At 72.1% G+C, this 14,326-nt stretch carries 13 protein-coding genes; 7 read left to right on the top strand and 6 right to left on the bottom strand.

The features are described 5' to 3' along the window. Positions 1–119 precede the first annotated feature (119 nt). Positions 120–1,394, bottom strand: a complete 1,275-nt coding sequence (locus IEZ03_RS13115) for an MFS transporter (protein WP_184878267.1) — start codon at positions 1,392–1,394, stop codon at positions 120–122. Positions 1,395–1,460: 66 nt separating this feature from the next. On the opposite strand from IEZ03_RS13115, the gene IEZ03_RS13110 reads away from it, so the two are divergent. Beyond that, positions 1,461–2,669 (top strand): arginine deiminase, encoded by a 1,209-nt coding sequence (locus IEZ03_RS13110; protein WP_229808263.1) that lies wholly within the window; start codon positions 1,461–1,463, stop codon positions 2,667–2,669. A gap of 29 nt (positions 2,670–2,698) precedes the next feature. On the opposite strand, the gene IEZ03_RS13105 is transcribed toward IEZ03_RS13110, so the two are convergent. From IEZ03_RS13105 to IEZ03_RS13095, 3 genes are all read right to left on the bottom strand, one after another. Further along, positions 2,699–3,232 (bottom strand): ATP-binding protein, encoded by a 534-nt coding sequence (locus IEZ03_RS13105; RefSeq protein WP_229808262.1) that lies wholly within the window; start codon positions 3,230–3,232, stop codon positions 2,699–2,701. A 391-nt stretch (positions 3,233–3,623) separates the two neighbouring features. Then, positions 3,624–5,636 carry a PAS domain-containing protein gene (locus IEZ03_RS13100; RefSeq protein ID WP_184890216.1) on the bottom strand — a complete coding sequence of 671 codons (2,013 nt, stop codon included), beginning with the start codon at positions 5,634–5,636 and terminating at the stop codon, positions 3,624–3,626. A 145-nt stretch (positions 5,637–5,781) separates the two neighbouring features. Then, positions 5,782–6,117, bottom strand: coding sequence for a rhodanese-like domain-containing protein (locus tag IEZ03_RS13095; RefSeq protein ID WP_132049427.1), 336 nt, complete (start codon positions 6,115–6,117; stop codon positions 5,782–5,784). Positions 6,118–6,163: 46 nt separating this feature from the next. Here IEZ03_RS13095 and IEZ03_RS13090 point away from each other — a divergent pair, with 46 nt between their 5' ends. Continuing rightward, complete coding sequence (locus IEZ03_RS13090) at positions 6,164–6,625, top strand: SSI family serine proteinase inhibitor (protein WP_184878263.1); 462 nt, start codon at positions 6,164–6,166, stop codon at positions 6,623–6,625. Between the two features lie 333 nt (positions 6,626–6,958). Beyond that, on the top strand, positions 6,959–7,474 hold the full coding sequence (locus IEZ03_RS13085; protein ID WP_229808261.1) for a glycoside hydrolase family protein: 516 nt from the start codon (positions 6,959–6,961) through the stop codon (positions 7,472–7,474). Here the strand turns inward: IEZ03_RS13085 and IEZ03_RS13080 are convergent. Further along, on the bottom strand, positions 7,467–8,330 hold the full coding sequence (locus IEZ03_RS13080) for an Fpg/Nei family DNA glycosylase (RefSeq protein WP_184878261.1): 864 nt from the start codon (positions 8,328–8,330) through the stop codon (positions 7,467–7,469). The genes IEZ03_RS13085 and IEZ03_RS13080 overlap by 8 nt on opposite strands. A 358-nt stretch (positions 8,331–8,688) precedes the next feature. Between IEZ03_RS13080 and IEZ03_RS13075 the strand changes: the two genes are divergently transcribed. From IEZ03_RS13075 to IEZ03_RS13065, 3 genes are all read left to right on the top strand, one after another. Continuing rightward, positions 8,689–8,898 (top strand): heavy-metal-associated domain-containing protein, encoded by a 210-nt coding sequence (locus tag IEZ03_RS13075; protein WP_132049434.1) that lies wholly within the window; start codon positions 8,689–8,691, stop codon positions 8,896–8,898. A gap of 61 nt (positions 8,899–8,959) precedes the next feature. Then, entirely contained in the window at positions 8,960–9,943 is a 984-nt protein-coding gene (locus IEZ03_RS13070) for a DUF8832 domain-containing protein (RefSeq protein WP_184878259.1), read from the top strand. Positions 9,944–9,970: 27 nt separating this feature from the next. Continuing rightward, entirely contained in the window at positions 9,971–12,277 is a 2,307-nt protein-coding gene (locus IEZ03_RS13065) for a heavy metal translocating P-type ATPase (RefSeq protein WP_184878258.1), read from the top strand. A gap of 45 nt (positions 12,278–12,322) precedes the next feature. Here the strand turns inward: IEZ03_RS13065 and IEZ03_RS13060 are convergent, their stop codons facing one another. Then, positions 12,323–12,844, bottom strand: a complete 522-nt coding sequence (locus IEZ03_RS13060) for a MarR family winged helix-turn-helix transcriptional regulator (RefSeq protein WP_184878255.1) — start codon at positions 12,842–12,844, stop codon at positions 12,323–12,325. 95 nt (positions 12,845–12,939) lie between these two features. On the opposite strand from IEZ03_RS13060, the gene IEZ03_RS13055 reads away from it, so the two are divergent. Further along, positions 12,940–14,022, top strand: a complete 1,083-nt coding sequence (locus tag IEZ03_RS13055; RefSeq protein ID WP_184878253.1) for an alkene reductase — start codon at positions 12,940–12,942, stop codon at positions 14,020–14,022. The last annotated feature ends 304 nt before the right edge of the window (positions 14,023–14,326 follow it).

The following is a 14,326-nucleotide window of genomic DNA, read 5'->3' as shown; positions in this document are numbered from 1 at the left end:
CGGCCGTCGATGCCGCCGCCTGCTGCTGCTGCGGCTGCCGAGAAGGCAGCCGGCACCGCGCTCAGCAGGGCGGTGCCTGCGAGCGTCGTGGTGCCGGCCGCGAAGAACATGCTCGAAGACTACGAATCGCCCTGCACCGCGTCGACAGGTTTTTCACCTGCGGGGACGCGCAGCAGCACGAGGCCGACCGCGGCGCCCGCGAACTGGAAGGCGGCGATCGCCAGGACCAGCCCGACCGGGCCGATCGCGGCGGCGGACGCGGCGGTCAGCGCGGCGCCGACCGCGGACGCGCCGATCTTGAGGCTGCCGGCCGTGGTGTTGACCTGGCCGAGCCGCTCCGGCGGCGACTCGCGCTGCCGGAGCATCAGGGTCGCGGCGAACACCGGCCCTTCGCTGACGCCCGCGACGACGAACGCCGCCGTCGCCCACGCCAGCGACGGCGCCACCGCGAGGGCGGCGAGCGACGCGCCGAACGCGACCAGCCCGGCGATCATGACCGGTTCGCCGTGCTTCGGCGTCAGCCAGCGGCTGGACGCGAGCGAGCCGATCAGCGAGCCGATCGCGAGCGCCACGAGCAGCTGCCCGCCGGCGCTCGGCGCCGCGCCGATGTGCTCGGCGAGGAGCACCGCGGTCACCGCGACGCCGCCGAAGCCCATCCAGGCGAGCGTCGTCGCCGCGGTCAGCGCCCGCAGCACCCGGACCTCGGCCAGCACGAGCAGCCCGCCCGCGATCATCGGGAACCAGCCGGTGCCGGGGCGTGTGCCGGCGTCCTTGCCGGCGTCCTTGTCGGCGTCCTTGTCGGCGCCCGGGTCGGCGTCCTTGCCGGGAGGCGGGCCGGGGAACGGGAGGAGGGGGAGCGTCAGGAGACCGACGACGCCGACGGCGATGATGGCGACCCCCGCGTACTGGCCGCCCGCCAGGGAGGCGAGACCGGCGGCGAGACCGGGGCCCGCGATCCCCGCGAGGTTGTAGCTGGACGCCTCCAGCCCGTACGCGCGGGACAGCCGCCCCGTGGGCACGAACCGGGGAAGCAGGCTGGTCAGCGCCACGACGATCGGCTCGGTCACACCGATCACCGCCGCGACGAGCAGCGCCAGGACGAGCGGCGACCGGCCCGCCACCGCCAGCAGCACCGCGGTCGCGACGGTGTACCCGGCGGCCAGGACGACCGCGACGCGGCGGGGCCGGCCCACCCGGTCCAGCGCGTGCCCGATCAGGGGGCCGCTCAGGACGTACGGCAGCGTCATCGCGGTCTGCAGGTAACCGGCGGTGGCGGCGTTGCCGGTGCGCGCCTGGACGGTCAGGACCAGCGCCGTCGCGACGCCCTCGGCCGACACCCGCAGCAGCGTCGCCGACGTGAGATGGAGCGGGAGCGCCGCCGTCCTGCCGGTCACCGACGCATCTTGGCACAGGGCCGTCCGGTCGGTTCCGCCGCGCGGCGCGCACCTAGACTGCGGAGTGTGACGGCAACGAGGACGGCACACGAGTACCGGGTCACCAGCGAGGTCGGACGGCTGCGGACCGTCCTGCTGCACCGTCCCGGCGCCGAGCTGAAACGGCTCACGCCGCGCAACAGCGACAAGCTGCTGTTCGACGCGATCCCGTGGGTGGGGCGCGCGCAGGAGGAGCACGACGCGTTCGCCGAGGCCCTGCGGTCGCACGGCGTCGACGTGCTGTACCTGACGGAGCTGCTGCAGGACGCGCTGGAGTACGGGGAGGCACGGGAGCAGGCCATCGCGGATGTCACCGCCGACCTCCGCCTCGGCGACCAGCTCCGCCGCGTCGTGGCGGACCACCTGCGGGACCTCGCCCCGGAGAACCTCGCGCACACGCTGATCGCCGGGCTGGCGCACGAGGAGCTCAAGGCCGGGCACGGGCTCGTCTACCGGCTGATGGACCGGCTCGACTTCATCATCGATCCGCTGCCCGGCCTGCTGTTCACCCGCGACAACAGCGCGTGGATCGGGGACCGGGTGGCGGTGACGAGCCTGGCCATGGAGGCCCGGCGGCGCGAGGCGGCGCTGACCGGCCTCGTCTACGCGCACCATCCGCGGTTCGCGGAGGTGGAGCCGGTGTACTCGCCGTCCCTGGAGCACCTTGAGGGCGGCGATGTCCTGCTGCTCTGCCCGGGGGTGATCGCGGTCGGCACGGGCGAGCGGACGACCCCGGCCGGGGTGGAGCGGCTGGCCCGGCAGGTGATCGCGGCGGGGCTGGCGCACACCGTGCTGGCCGTCCCGATCGCGCAGGAGCGGGCGACCATGCACCTCGACACCGTCTGCACGATGGTGGACGTCGACACCGTCGTCATGTATCCGCCGATGGCGCACTCGCTCGTCGCCTACACGGTCACGCTCGGCGACGGCGACCTGCGGGTCACCGGGCCGCGCCCGTTCCTCGACGCCGCCGCGGCGGCGATGGGCGTCGAGCGGATCAAGGTGATCGACACCGGCCTCGACCCGGTCACCGCGGAGCGGGAGCAGTGGGACGACGGCAACAACACGCTCGCGGTGTCGCCGCGCCTCTGCGTCGCCTACGAGCGCAACATCGAGACGAACGCGCAGCTGGAGGCGGCCGGTATCGAGGTCATCCGGATCAGCGGCAGCGAGCTGGGGACCGGGCGGGGCGGGCCGCGCTGCATGTCGTGCCCGCTGCTCCGCGACGAGATCTGAACGTCGGAACGGCCGCGCGGGATGCGGCTTTACGCGGGGTACGCCTTGCTGGTCGCCGTGCGGCTCCGGTCGTGGAACTCTTCCGACTCGTCCAGGAGGTCCGGCCAGTCGGAGAGGTCGGGAACGCTCTGCGCCCCGTCCGGCACCCGCGCCTCCTCATCACCGGACGCGGTGGGAGCCCGCAGGATGGCCCACACCGTGGTGGAGCCGTCCTCGTGGCGCACGCCCCAGCCGTCGGACAGGGTCTCGACGATGCCGAGCCCGCGCCCGCCGAGCGAGGACAGGGTCCCGGGGCCGCGGCGCGGCTCGGTCATGGCGCCGCCGTCGCTGACCTCGAGTTCGAGGACGTCCTCGCGGCGCCGCCACCGGACCCTGACCTGGCCGGACGGCAGCGGCCGGGCGTGCCGGAGCGCGTTGCTGATGAGCTCGCTGATGATGACGGTCGCGTCGTCGACGATGGTGTCGTAGACGCCCGAATCGACGAGTTCCGAGCTGAGGCGCCTACGGGCGACCGCGACGCTGGACGGTGCGTGGGGCAGCAGTACTACGCTCGACGCCCTCACCTCCCCGAGGTTCCGCTTACTCGGACGCTTCCCGTCGTCCTGCTTCCAGTAGGACCGAAATGCCCTTTGGATCCCGACCGGAAACACGAACCAACTAGTCTGCCACCTGCACAACGAGTCACCGCACCTCCGGTCACGGTGATCACCCTCGGATCGGAATCCCGTCACCAACGGCAACCATCAAAGGATCTATCCAGCCAACGGCGGACTTACTCCTCACGCACGCGTTTCGTCCATCACACCCCCCGGACACCGTACTTTCCCGCAGAGGCCAACCCTGCCACCCATCGAGGCCGCCGATTGCCCTGGTCACACCGGTCTCACCGCGGCACCGGCGACGGAGTGGCCGCGCGGTAAGCACGTCGCGCGGGACGCGGCGGGCGGCGGGCGGTCAGTGGGCGGCGCGGAGGACGAGCCGCATGCACGTGCCGTCTCCGCGACGCGCGCCACCTGCGGGTCCTCGCCCGTCGGCGGTGCGGAGCAGGGTGTTCTGCCTGGAAACGGGCGGCAACACCGGCGCGGCGGAACCGTTTCCTCCCCAGCCGCCCGACTCCATGTGAGATCCGTCACGATTGTCATTTTTGGCCGGATGTGCCGAGATCATTCCGCCCTGCGCCTCGGTGAGCCGCTTCACGATGTACAGGCCGAGCCCTATTCCGCCGAACCGCCGCCGGTCCCCGGCCTCCCCCTGGACGAACCGCTCGAAGATGCGCTCGTGGTCGCCGGCCTTGATGCCGATCCCCTCGTCCACGACCGTCACCACGATGTCGGATCCGTCGCGGACCGCCCGGACGCTGACCGTCCCGCCGTCGGGGGAGTACTTGAACGCGTTCTCCAGCAGCTGCCCGAGGACGATGTCGGTCGCCATCGCGTCCCCCTGGCAGGGCGGCAGGTCCGGGTCGACCTCCAGCTCGACGCGGTGCAGCGGAGACAGCGACCGGAACCCGGCGACGACCCCCGTCAGCACCCGCGCCAGGTCGAACGACTCGATCGTCACCGTCAGCTCGTCGGCGCCCGCGCGGGAGCCGAGCAGCAGGTGCTCGACGAGGCGGCCGAGCGACTGGGCGCGCTCGGCGATGGTGGCGACGGCGGCGCGCCGGTCGGTGTCGGCCATCTCGTCCCACCGGTTGACCAGCGTGGACGCGAACCCCTGCACGACCGTGATCGGGGTGCGCAGCTCGTGGCTCGTGGTGGCGAGGAAGAGGTCCTTGGCCTCCTCCAGCGCCTTGGCCTCCGACACGTCGCGGAAGTCGACCACCAGTTCGCCGGTCTCCTCGATCTCGGCGGCCAGCACGTTCAGCCACGTCCCCGACTCCAGCCGGAACGTCAGCATCTCCCCGAGCGCGGGCATGTCGAACGGCAGCGGCCGGCCGATCGCGTCCTCCGGCGGGATGCCGGTGAGGGTGTGCGCGGCCGGGTTCCACTGCCGGACGACGAGATCGTGGTCGAGCACGGCGATGCCGTCGGCGCTGGAGTCGATGACGGCGCGCTCGTGCGCCCGCTGCCGGACGACCTCCGCGTAGGCGACGGCGTTGCCGACCGCGACGCCCGCGTGCCCGGCGAGCAGTTCCAGCAGCTCGAGCTCGGTGTGGCCGACCTTGCCGCCCGAGAACAGCGCGTAGAGCGCGCCGTACGGGCGGTTCTGCAGGTACGACAGGCCGAGCGCGATGGTGTGCAGCCCGGACAGCTCCGACCAGATCAGGTCGCCGAGGCGCCGCTCGCCCGTCGCGAGCTTGACGGTCTTGCCGGACCGCAGCAGCTCCCCCACCAGGCTCGGCCGCAGCTCGGCGGACCGGCCGCGCATGTGCTCCGGCAGCCCTGACATGCTGACCAGCCGCAGCCGCTCGCCCTCGATCCGCACGAACCCGCCCGCGTCGGCGCCGGTCAGCTCGATCAGCGCGCCGGTGATCCGGTCGAGGACGACGGCGAGGTCCAGCTCGGCGTTCAGGTCGGCGACGATGTCGTTCAGCCGGCGGACGAGCCTGGCCCGCTCGGTCATGTAGTGCTGGACGACCTCGTCCTCGTCGACCGGGTGGTACACCCCGACCCAGCCGAGCAGCGTGCCGGACGGGTCCTGCAGCAGGCTCGTGTCGATCCGCACGTCGATCAGGCGGCCGTCCCGGTGGAACCTGCGGGTGGCGATCGAGATCTGCCCGCTCTCGCCCTCGCCGGCGGGCCGGGTGAGCAGCCGCTCCTGCACGGCGTTGTGCTCGGCCTTCAGCTCGTCCGGGACGATCGGCGGCACCCGCCCGACCATCTCGTCGGCCGTCCAGCCGAACATGCGCTCGGCGGCGGGGTTCCACACGGTGACTCGGTGCCGCTGGTCGACGGCCACGATCGCATCGGCGGCGCTCTCGATGACGGCGCGCGCGATCGGATCGTGGACGTGGTTCACGTCTGCAATCGTGCCACCGCACCTCGCGCGACGCGGGGCAACTTGCACCGAAAGTTCCCACGTCACACTTACCGTTTGGTAAGACTACCGTCCGGTAACCTTTCCCCCCGGCCCGGCTACGGGCCTTGGCGCCCCTTGTCCGCCCCGGCGCGGATCACGCCACGTGCGGGGGGCCGTCGCCGCCGCCCTCCATCGGACGCCCGGCCTCGGCCCAGCCCTTCATTCCCCCGTCGACGTTCTTCGCCAGCCAGCCCGCCTGGTTGAGCGCGACGGTCACCTGGGCGGAGCGGGCCCCGGACCGGCAGATCACGAAGACTTCCTGGTCGCGCGGCACCTCCCCGGCCCGGTCGCCGAGCCGGCCCATGGGGATGTGGACCGCCGCGGGCGCGTGCCCCGCGTCCCACTCGTACTGCTCCCGCACGTCCAGCAGGTAGGCGTCCTGCGGAACGTCAGCGGCCCGCACGGCCGGCACGTCGTCCCCGAAATTCATCACACCCCCATGGAACCGCGCCGACCCCCTGTGCGTCGAATCACTCATGCGGTATCGGACGCTCCTCTTCGCAGCGCCCGGGCTGGCCGTGCTCCTCTTCTCGGCCGCCTGCGGCGACGAACAGGCCAACGGAAATCCCGCCACCGAGCCTTCGGGCACGACGTCCGTGCAGCCGTCCAGCTCGCCGGCGGAGACGCTCACCATCGATGTCCGGGCCTCCGCGCAGGCCCCCGCCAAGTCCTGGACCCTGACGTGCGCGCCGCCGGGCGGCGACCATCCGAAGGCCGCCGAAGCCTGCGCGGCCCTCACCAAGGCCAAGGACCCGTTCAAGCCCGTCCCCAAGGACCAGATGTGCACGCACATCTACGGCGGCCCGGAGGTCGCCACGGTCAAGGGCACCTGGGACGGACAGAAGGTCGACGCCCAGTTCAGCCGCAAGGACGGCTGCCAGCTGCACCGCTGGACGGAGGTCGCGCCGCTGTTCGGCGACGTTCCCAAGGTCCGCTGAACGAGCCATCCCCGTTCCGGCTCCGTTCCCGATCCATCCGTAAGCCACGGGCCCCGGCGTCGCGCCGGGGCCCTACGCATGTCCAAGGCCGGGCCTGCCATCTCGCGAACTTGTTAAGTCCCAGGACAGATATGTGTTCGCGCTAACACCTCGCCATTAACAGCCGCCGAGATGTGTTCATGGTCTTGACACTGTTGATGTTATCGCTCACATTGACGGGCAAGTTCACACCCGCGAGAAACGGCTCCGTTTTGGCGGCCGCCGGTGGCGGCCGACCGATTTCCAATGGCAACGGCCGACGCTCCCGTCGGTTCACCGGAAAGGATCGGTGCGTTGATCCCCCGCCGAAGAGTCCTCGCCCTGTTGATCAGCGTGTTCACCGCGGCCGCCGCCATCGTGGCGCACGGGCCGCCGGCAGCGGCGGCGACCTACGACGCGTACGTCATGGCGTACTTCACCGAGTCGCCCTCGATGACGGGGGCGAACTACGGCCTGCACCTCGCGGTCAGCCGGGACGGGCTCAACTGGACGCCGCTGAACCGCAACGCCCCGGTGACCACGCCCACCGCGGGCACGCGCGGCCTCCGCGACCCGTTCGTGTTCCGCAAGCAGGACGGCAGCTTCGTCGTCCTGGCGACGGACCTCTACGGCACCGACTTCTCGCAGAACAACCAGTACCTGCACGTATGGGACTCGGCTGACCTGCGGAGCTTCACCGGGTACCGCCGGATCCGGATGCACACCCAGCGGCAAGGTGCTCGGGGTCGAGAACGCGGCGAACGCCAACGGCGCCCGGGTGCTCCAATGGGCGGACAACGGCACCGGCGACCGACCCCGCGCGTCACTTGAGGAGGCGGGACATCCGGCGGTCGGCGAGCGGCTTGCCGCCCGTCTGGCACGTCGGGCAGTACTGGAGGGACGAGTCGGCGAACGACACCTCGCGGACCGTGTCACCGCAGACCGGGCATTTCTGACCGGTGCGGGCGTGCACCCGCAGGCCGGTCTTCTTCTCGCCCTTGAGGTCCTGCGCCTCCAGGCCGCGCGAGCGCTCCACCGCGTCGCGGAGGGTGGTGACGATGGCCTCGTGCAGGGTCGCGACGTCGTCCGCGGTCAGCGACGCGGCGATCTTGAACGGGGACATCCGCGCGACGTGCAGGACCTCGTCGGAGTAGGCGTTGCCGATCCCGGCGATCACCTTCTGGTCGCGCAGCAGGCCCTTGATCTGGGTGCGCTTGCCGTCGACGATCGCGCCGAGCGCCTCGGGGGTGAACGCGTCGTCCAGCGGGTCGGGGCCGAGGGACGCGACGCCCGGCACGTCGGCGGGATCGCGGACGACGTACACGGCGAGGCCCTTCTTCGTCCCGGCCTCCGTCAGGTCGAAGCCGGAGCCGTCGTCCAGGTGGACGCGCACCGCGAGCGGGTTCTTGCCCCCGGGGCGCGCCGGCCTGGCCGGGATCTCGTCCCGCCACCGCAGCCAGCCGGCGCGGGCCAGGTGGATCACGAGGTGGAGCCCGTCGACGTCCAGGTCGAGGAACTTGCCGTGCCGGGACGCGCCGGTGACGGTCAGCCCGCCCAGCGAGGTCACCGGCGGGTCGTAGGTCTTCAGCGCGGAGATGGCGAGAACATCGATCCGGGCGATGGCGTGACCGACCACGCGCTCCCGCAGGAAGCCCGCCAGCGCCTCGACCTCAGGTAGCTCAGGCATGGAATCAGTATCCGCGATGTCGCCGCGCGGACCGTCCACAGGGCTGTGGAAGGCTGTGGAAAAACCTGTGCACAACTCGGGGACCGCGCGGACGGACGACCTCTTCAGGGGCGATACCTCAGCGAATCCGGGCGAACCGGAGACCGCGCGTGCCGGACGGCCGTGCACACAGGGTGTGGATAACTTTCCCGCGGTGACCGCCGGACGGCTCGACCGGCCGCTCACCAGGCAGGTCGCCGCGATGTGACCGGGATCTCGAAATAACCCCTAGGGGGTAGGGGTTGCCCACCGGTGGACGTTATGACAGCATGAGGCCCGGAAGATACCCCTAGGGGGTAATACCGGAGGGAGACGCCAGATGAGCACCGCCACCACCTACACCGTCACCGGAATGACCTGCGGCCACTGCGTCAGCTCGGTCACGGAGGAGGTCGAGCAGATCGCCGGGGTGACCGGCGTCGAGGTCGACCTGCCGACCGGACGGGTCACCGTGACGAGCGACGCGCCCCTCGACGACGCCCTGGTCAAGGACGCCGTCGAAGAGGCCGGATACCAGCTGAAGGCATGACCGGAGCGCCCCCGCGCGTCCGCGCGGGCGGCCTCCCAGAGAAGCCAGCGGAGTGATCGGCATGAACAGCGCGACCAAAGTGGGAGCCTACGCCGTGGGCCTGGCCGTCGTCTTCGGAAGCGCCGCGGGGATCGGCAAGGTCGTCGGCCCCGTGGGCGCCTCGGTGGAGAAGGCGTCGCACGAGGGCGGCGGCCACGGCGAGAGCACCGGCGGCGGGCACGGGGGCGGGCACGGCGGGGCCGCGTCCCAGCCGCCCGGCGGCCTCCAGGTTTCGGAGGACGGGTACACGCTCGTCCCCTACCGGACGACGCTCACGCCCGGCAAGAAGACGGACTTCCGCTTCACCGTCAACGGACCGGACGGCAAGCCCGTCACCGCCTTCAAGCCCCTGCACGGCAAGCGGCTCCACCTGATCGTGGCGCGGCGCGACCTGTCGGGCTTCCAGCACCTGCACCCGACCGAGTCCGGCGGCGTCTGGACGGTGCCGATCACGCTGCCGAAGGCGGGCGTGTACCGGTTCTTCACCGACGTCCAGCCCGAGAGCGCGGAGCGGCAGCTCACGCTGGGGACCGACATCACCGCCCCCGGCGACCTGCGGCCCGTGCCGCTGCCTAAGCCCGAGCAGGTCGCCAAGGTGGACGGGTACGAGGTCACGCTGACCGGCGGCCTCGTCCCCGGCAAGTCCGCCGAGCTGACCCTTACCGTCAGCAAGGACGGCGAGCCGGTCACCGACCTGGAGCCCTACCTGGAGGCGTACGGCCACCTCGTGGCGCTGCGCCAGGGCGACCTCGCCTACCTCCACGTCCACCCGGACGGGGAGCCGGGCGACGGCAAGACCGAACCCGGGCCGGGCGTCACGTTCTTCGCCGAAGCGCCCAGTTCCGGCGCATACCGTCTGTACCTGGACTTCAAGCACGACGGCAAGGTCCGCACGGCGGAGTTCACCGTGCACGCCGGAGACGCCGGGGCCCCCGTCCAGCAGCCTGAGCAGGACGAGCCGGGACACGACGATCCGGGGCACGACGACCAGCCCCACACGCACTGACCGCACGATCGAGGCAGAGGAGGAGCGATGAGCACGGACACCGCGTCCGGGCGTGTCGAGCTGGCGATCGGCGGGATGACGTGCGCGTCCTGCGCCAACCGCATTGAGCGGAAGCTCAACAAGCTCGACGGCGTGACCGCGACGGTCAACTACGCCACCGAGAAGGCGAGCGTCGAGTTCTCCGGCGAGGTGTCGCCGGACGACCTGATCGCCACCGTCGAGAAGGCCGGCTACAGCGCCGAACTGCCGGCGCAGAAGCCGTCCGAGGACGAGGCCGCCGAACCGGACGACGGGCTGCGGCCGCTGCGGCAGCGGCTGATCACGGCGGTCGTCCTGTCGGTCCCGGTCATCGCGATGGCGATGGTCCCGGCGCTGCAGTTCGAGGGATGGCAGTGGCTGTCGCTGACGCTGGCCGCCCCGGTCGTGGTGTACGCGGGCTGGCCGTTCCACCGGGCCGCGGCGATCAACCTGCGGCACGGCGCGGCGACCATGGACACGCTGATCTCGCTCGGCACGCTCGCCGCGTTCGGCTGGTCGCTGTGGGCGCTGTTCTTCGGCACCGCCGGCGAGCTGGGGATCAAGCACGGCTTCGAGTTCTCGATGACCCGGTCGGACGGGTCGATGAACATCTACCTCGAGGCCGCGGCCGGCGTGACCATGTTCATCCTGGCCGGCCGGTACTTCGAGACGCGGTCCAAGCGGCGCGCCGGCGCCGCCCTCCGCGCGCTGCTGGAACTGGGCGCGAAGGACGTCTCGGTCATCCGGGACGGGCGCGAGGAGCGCGTCCCGGTCGACCGGCTCGCGGCCGGCGACGTGTTCGTCGTCCGCCCCGGCGAGAAGATCGCGACCGACGGGACGGTCGAGGAGGGCTCGTCCGCGGTGGACGCGTCCATGCTGACCGGCGAGTCGGTCCCGGTGGAGGTCGCGCCGGGCGACGGCGTGGTCGGCGCGACCGTGAACGCCGGCGGGCGGCTGCTGGTCCGGGCGACCCGGGTCGGCTCCGGCACGCAGCTCGCGCAGATGGCGCGGCTCGTCGAGGAGGCGCAGACCGGCAAGGCGCAGGCGCAGCGGCTCGCCGACCGGATCTCCGGGATCTTCGTCCCGGTCGTGATCGCCCTCGCGCTCGGCACGCTCGGCTTCTGGCTCGGGACGGGCACCGGCGCCGCCGCCGCGTTCACCGCCGCGGTGGCCGTGCTGATCATCGCCTGCCCGTGCGCGCTGGGCCTCGCCACCCCGACCGCCCTCATGGTCGGCACGGGGCGCGGCGCCCAGCTCGGCATCCTGATCAAGGGTCCGGAGGTGCTGGAGTCCACCCGCGAGGTCGACACGATCGTCCTGGACAAGACCGGCACCGTCACCACGGGACGCATGGCCCTGGTCGACGTCGTTACCGCCGACGGCGTGTCCGAGGACGAGGTCCTGCGGCTGGCGGGCGCGTTGGAGAACGCGTCCGAGCACCCCATCGCGCAGGCGATCGCCAAGGGCGCGGCCGAGCGCGTCGGCGAGCTCGGCGCGGTGGAGGACTTCGCCAACGTCGAGGGCCTGGGCGTCCAGGGGGTCGTGGACGGCCACGGCGTCATCGCGGGACGTCCGCAGCTCCTCGCCGAATGGTCGCAGCACCTGAGCCCCGGCCTCCAGGACGCCATGGAGGAGGCCCAGGGGCGCGGCCACACCGCGGTCGCGGTCGGCTGGGACGGCGAGGCCCGCGCGGTGCTCACCGTCGCGGACCAGGTAAAGCCGACCTCGCGGGAGGCGGTCGAGCGGTTCCGGGAGCTCGGGCTGCGCCCGGTCCTGCTGACCGGCGACAACGAGACCGTGGCGCGGACCGTCGCGGACGCGGTCGGGATCGACGAGGTCATCGCCGAGGTCCTGCCGCAGGACAAGGTGGACGTCGTCAAGCGCCTCCAGTCCGAGGGGCGGACGGTCGCGATGGTCGGCGACGGCGTCAACGACGCCGCCGCGCTCGCGCAGGCCGACCTGGGCCTGGCGATGGGGACGGGCGCGGACGTGGCGATCGAGGCGTCCGACCTGACGCTCGTCCGCGGCGACCTGCGGGCGGCGGCCGACGCGATCCGGCTGTCCCGCCGCACGCTCCGCACGATCAAGGGCAACCTGTTCTGGGCGTTCGCCTACAACGTGGCGGCGATCCCGCTGGCGGCGGCCGGGCTGCTGGTGCCGATGATCGCGGGCGGCGCGATGGCGTTCTCCTCGGTCTTCGTGGTCGGCAACAGCCTGCGGCTGCGCCGGTTCAAGCCGCTGAACGCGGACGCCGCCGAACCGGCCTCGGCGACCGCCGCCGGACCGGTCCGCCCGGAGGTGCCGGCGCCCCGCTGACCCGGGCTGCCACGGCTGAGCGCGGTCCCTTCACGGGGGCCGCGCTCAGGCGCGGAAGGCGGCGACGAGCGGCGCGAACGCGGAGTCCGCGGCGGCTTCGTCGAGGGCCTCGGTCAGGGTCTCGTCGTAGGTGGGGGCGGCCTTCCGGTGCACGGCCCGCCCCTCCTCGGTGATCACGGTGTAGACGCCGCGGCGGTCGTTGGGGCACATGGCGCGGCGGGTGAGCCCGGCGGCCTCCAGCCGGGCGACGAGGCGGCTGACCGAGCTCTGGTTGAGGCCGATGAGGTCGGCGAGCTCCTGCATCCGCAGCTCGCCGTCGTCGGCGCGGGACAGCCGGCACAGCGCGCGGAACTCCGACAGGCCGACGCCGTGCCGCCGCTGCATCGCCTTGGCCAGCTGCTGCTCGACGCGGGCGTGCAGGGTGACGACGCCGTCCCAGAGCGCCGCGTCCGCCGTGCCCGTGTCGACCGTGCCCGTGTCGACCGTGCCCGTGTCGACCGTGCCCGTGTCCGCGCCGGTGTCAGCAGTGCCGGTATCCGCCTGCGAGCCGGCCGCATAAACGCTCATCTCGGCTCCTCCCCGTCTATTGACACCAGCCTACATGCAATGACAATCTCTGCATGTACATGCAATCAATGTAGATACATGTTTCGGAGGCCGTGATGCCCAGCCCGCTCCTGCTCCCCTACGACGGGCCGCACCTGAAGCTGCGGAACCGGATCGCCATGGCGCCGATGACCCGCGGCCGCGCGGACGACGCGACCGGCGTCCCCCACCCGTTGACGGCGCAGTACTACGCGCAGCGCGCGGGCGCCGGCCTGATCGTCACCGAGGGGATCTGGCCGGACGTCCTCGGCAAGGGCGGGCCCGGCATCCCCGGCCTGGTCACGGACGAGCAGGTCGCCGGATGGCGCGCGGTCACCGACGCCGTGCACGCGGCGGGCGGGACGGTCTTCGCCCAGCTCTGGCACGTGGGCCGGATGAGCCACCCGCTGATCCTGCCGGGCGGCGCGACCCCCGTCGCCCCCTCGCCCGTCCGGATCGAGGGGGAGCGGATCCACACGAACCAGGGCTGCGTCGACCACGTCACGCCCCGCGCCATGACGACCGCCGAGGCGGAGGCGACGGTCGCGGCCTTCGCCGCGGAGGCCCGCAACGCCGTCCGCGCCGGGTTCGACGGGGTGGAGGTGCACGGCGCGAACGGCTACCTCATCCAGCAGTTCCTCGCCGAGAACACCAACCGGCGCATCGACAAGTTCGGCGGCTCCCGCACCGGGCGGCTGCGGTTCGCGCTCGACGTCGTCGAGGCCGTGGCCGCCGAGATCGGCCCCGAGCGGGTCGGGCTGCGCATCTCCCCGCACAACCCGGAGAACGAGATCGCCGAGACGGACCCGGAGGGCACCTACCGGGCGCTCGTCGACGCCCTCGACCCGCTCGGCCTCGCCTACCTGCACATCATCGAGCGCGGCGCCTACGGGGCACTGGCCGACCTGCGGCCGCGCTGGTCGGGCACCCTCATCGGGAACTTCAACGGCCCGGACCCGACGTCGCAGCGGGCGGGCGAGCAGGTCCTCGCGGTGGGCCTGGCCGACGTGTTCTCCTTCGGCCGGCTGTTCATCTCGAACCCCGACCTGCCGGCCCGCTTCGCGGCGGGCGCGCCGCTCACCCCGCACGTCCCGGAGCTCGTCTACGGCGGCGGCGCGGAAGGCTACGTCGACTACCCGGCCCTCGCGCCCCAGCACTGAGAACCCCGTTAGCAGGGGCCCGTAAAACGACCAGACCCCGCCGGATCGTGCGACCCGGCGGGGTCCTGGTCTTGCGGCCGATGTGCGGGGTCGCCTCTCGGCGAAAGGCTCAACACGGCTCCAGCCGAACGGTATTCCGTGAAGGCGATAGGTGAGGCCCGGGGACACCAGGCACATCGGCTGTCTTGTGTAACCGACGGGCCCCGGCGATTGTTCCCGGGGCCTACGGGTCTTTCCGTAGCTGGTGGAAGCCATCCGCAATGATTACTCACCGTTAACACTTGCATACAGGTTACGCGGTTGC

The sequence above is a fragment of the Actinomadura livida genome (genome assembly GCF_014648675.1).
In the GTDB taxonomy this organism is placed as follows: Bacteria; Actinomycetota; Actinomycetes; order Streptosporangiales; family Streptosporangiaceae; genus Spirillospora; species Spirillospora livida.
Note: the sequence above shows the minus strand (reverse complement) of the source record. Positions and strands in the feature narration are given on the sequence as shown.

Coding starts and splice junctions, on each gene's coding strand:
- IEZ03_RS13095 (WP_132049427.1), bottom strand. CDS start 6,117: ATGAATTTCGGGGACGACGTGCCGGCCGTGCGGGCCGCTGACGTTCCG.
- IEZ03_RS13055 (WP_184878253.1), top strand. CDS start 12,940: ATGCCCAGCCCGCTCCTGCTCCCCTACGACGGGCCGCACCTGAAGCTG.
- IEZ03_RS13065 (WP_184878258.1), top strand. CDS start 9,971: ATGAGCACGGACACCGCGTCCGGGCGTGTCGAGCTGGCGATCGGCGGG.
- IEZ03_RS13080 (WP_184878261.1), bottom strand. CDS start 8,330: ATGCCTGAGCTACCTGAGGTCGAGGCGCTGGCGGGCTTCCTGCGGGAG.
- IEZ03_RS13060 (WP_184878255.1), bottom strand. CDS start 12,844: ATGAGCGTTTATGCGGCCGGCTCGCAGGCGGATACCGGCACTGCTGAC.
- IEZ03_RS13090 (WP_184878263.1), top strand. CDS start 6,164: ATGCGGTATCGGACGCTCCTCTTCGCAGCGCCCGGGCTGGCCGTGCTC.
- IEZ03_RS13070 (WP_184878259.1), top strand. CDS start 8,960: ATGAACAGCGCGACCAAAGTGGGAGCCTACGCCGTGGGCCTGGCCGTC.
- IEZ03_RS13075 (WP_132049434.1), top strand. CDS start 8,689: ATGAGCACCGCCACCACCTACACCGTCACCGGAATGACCTGCGGCCAC.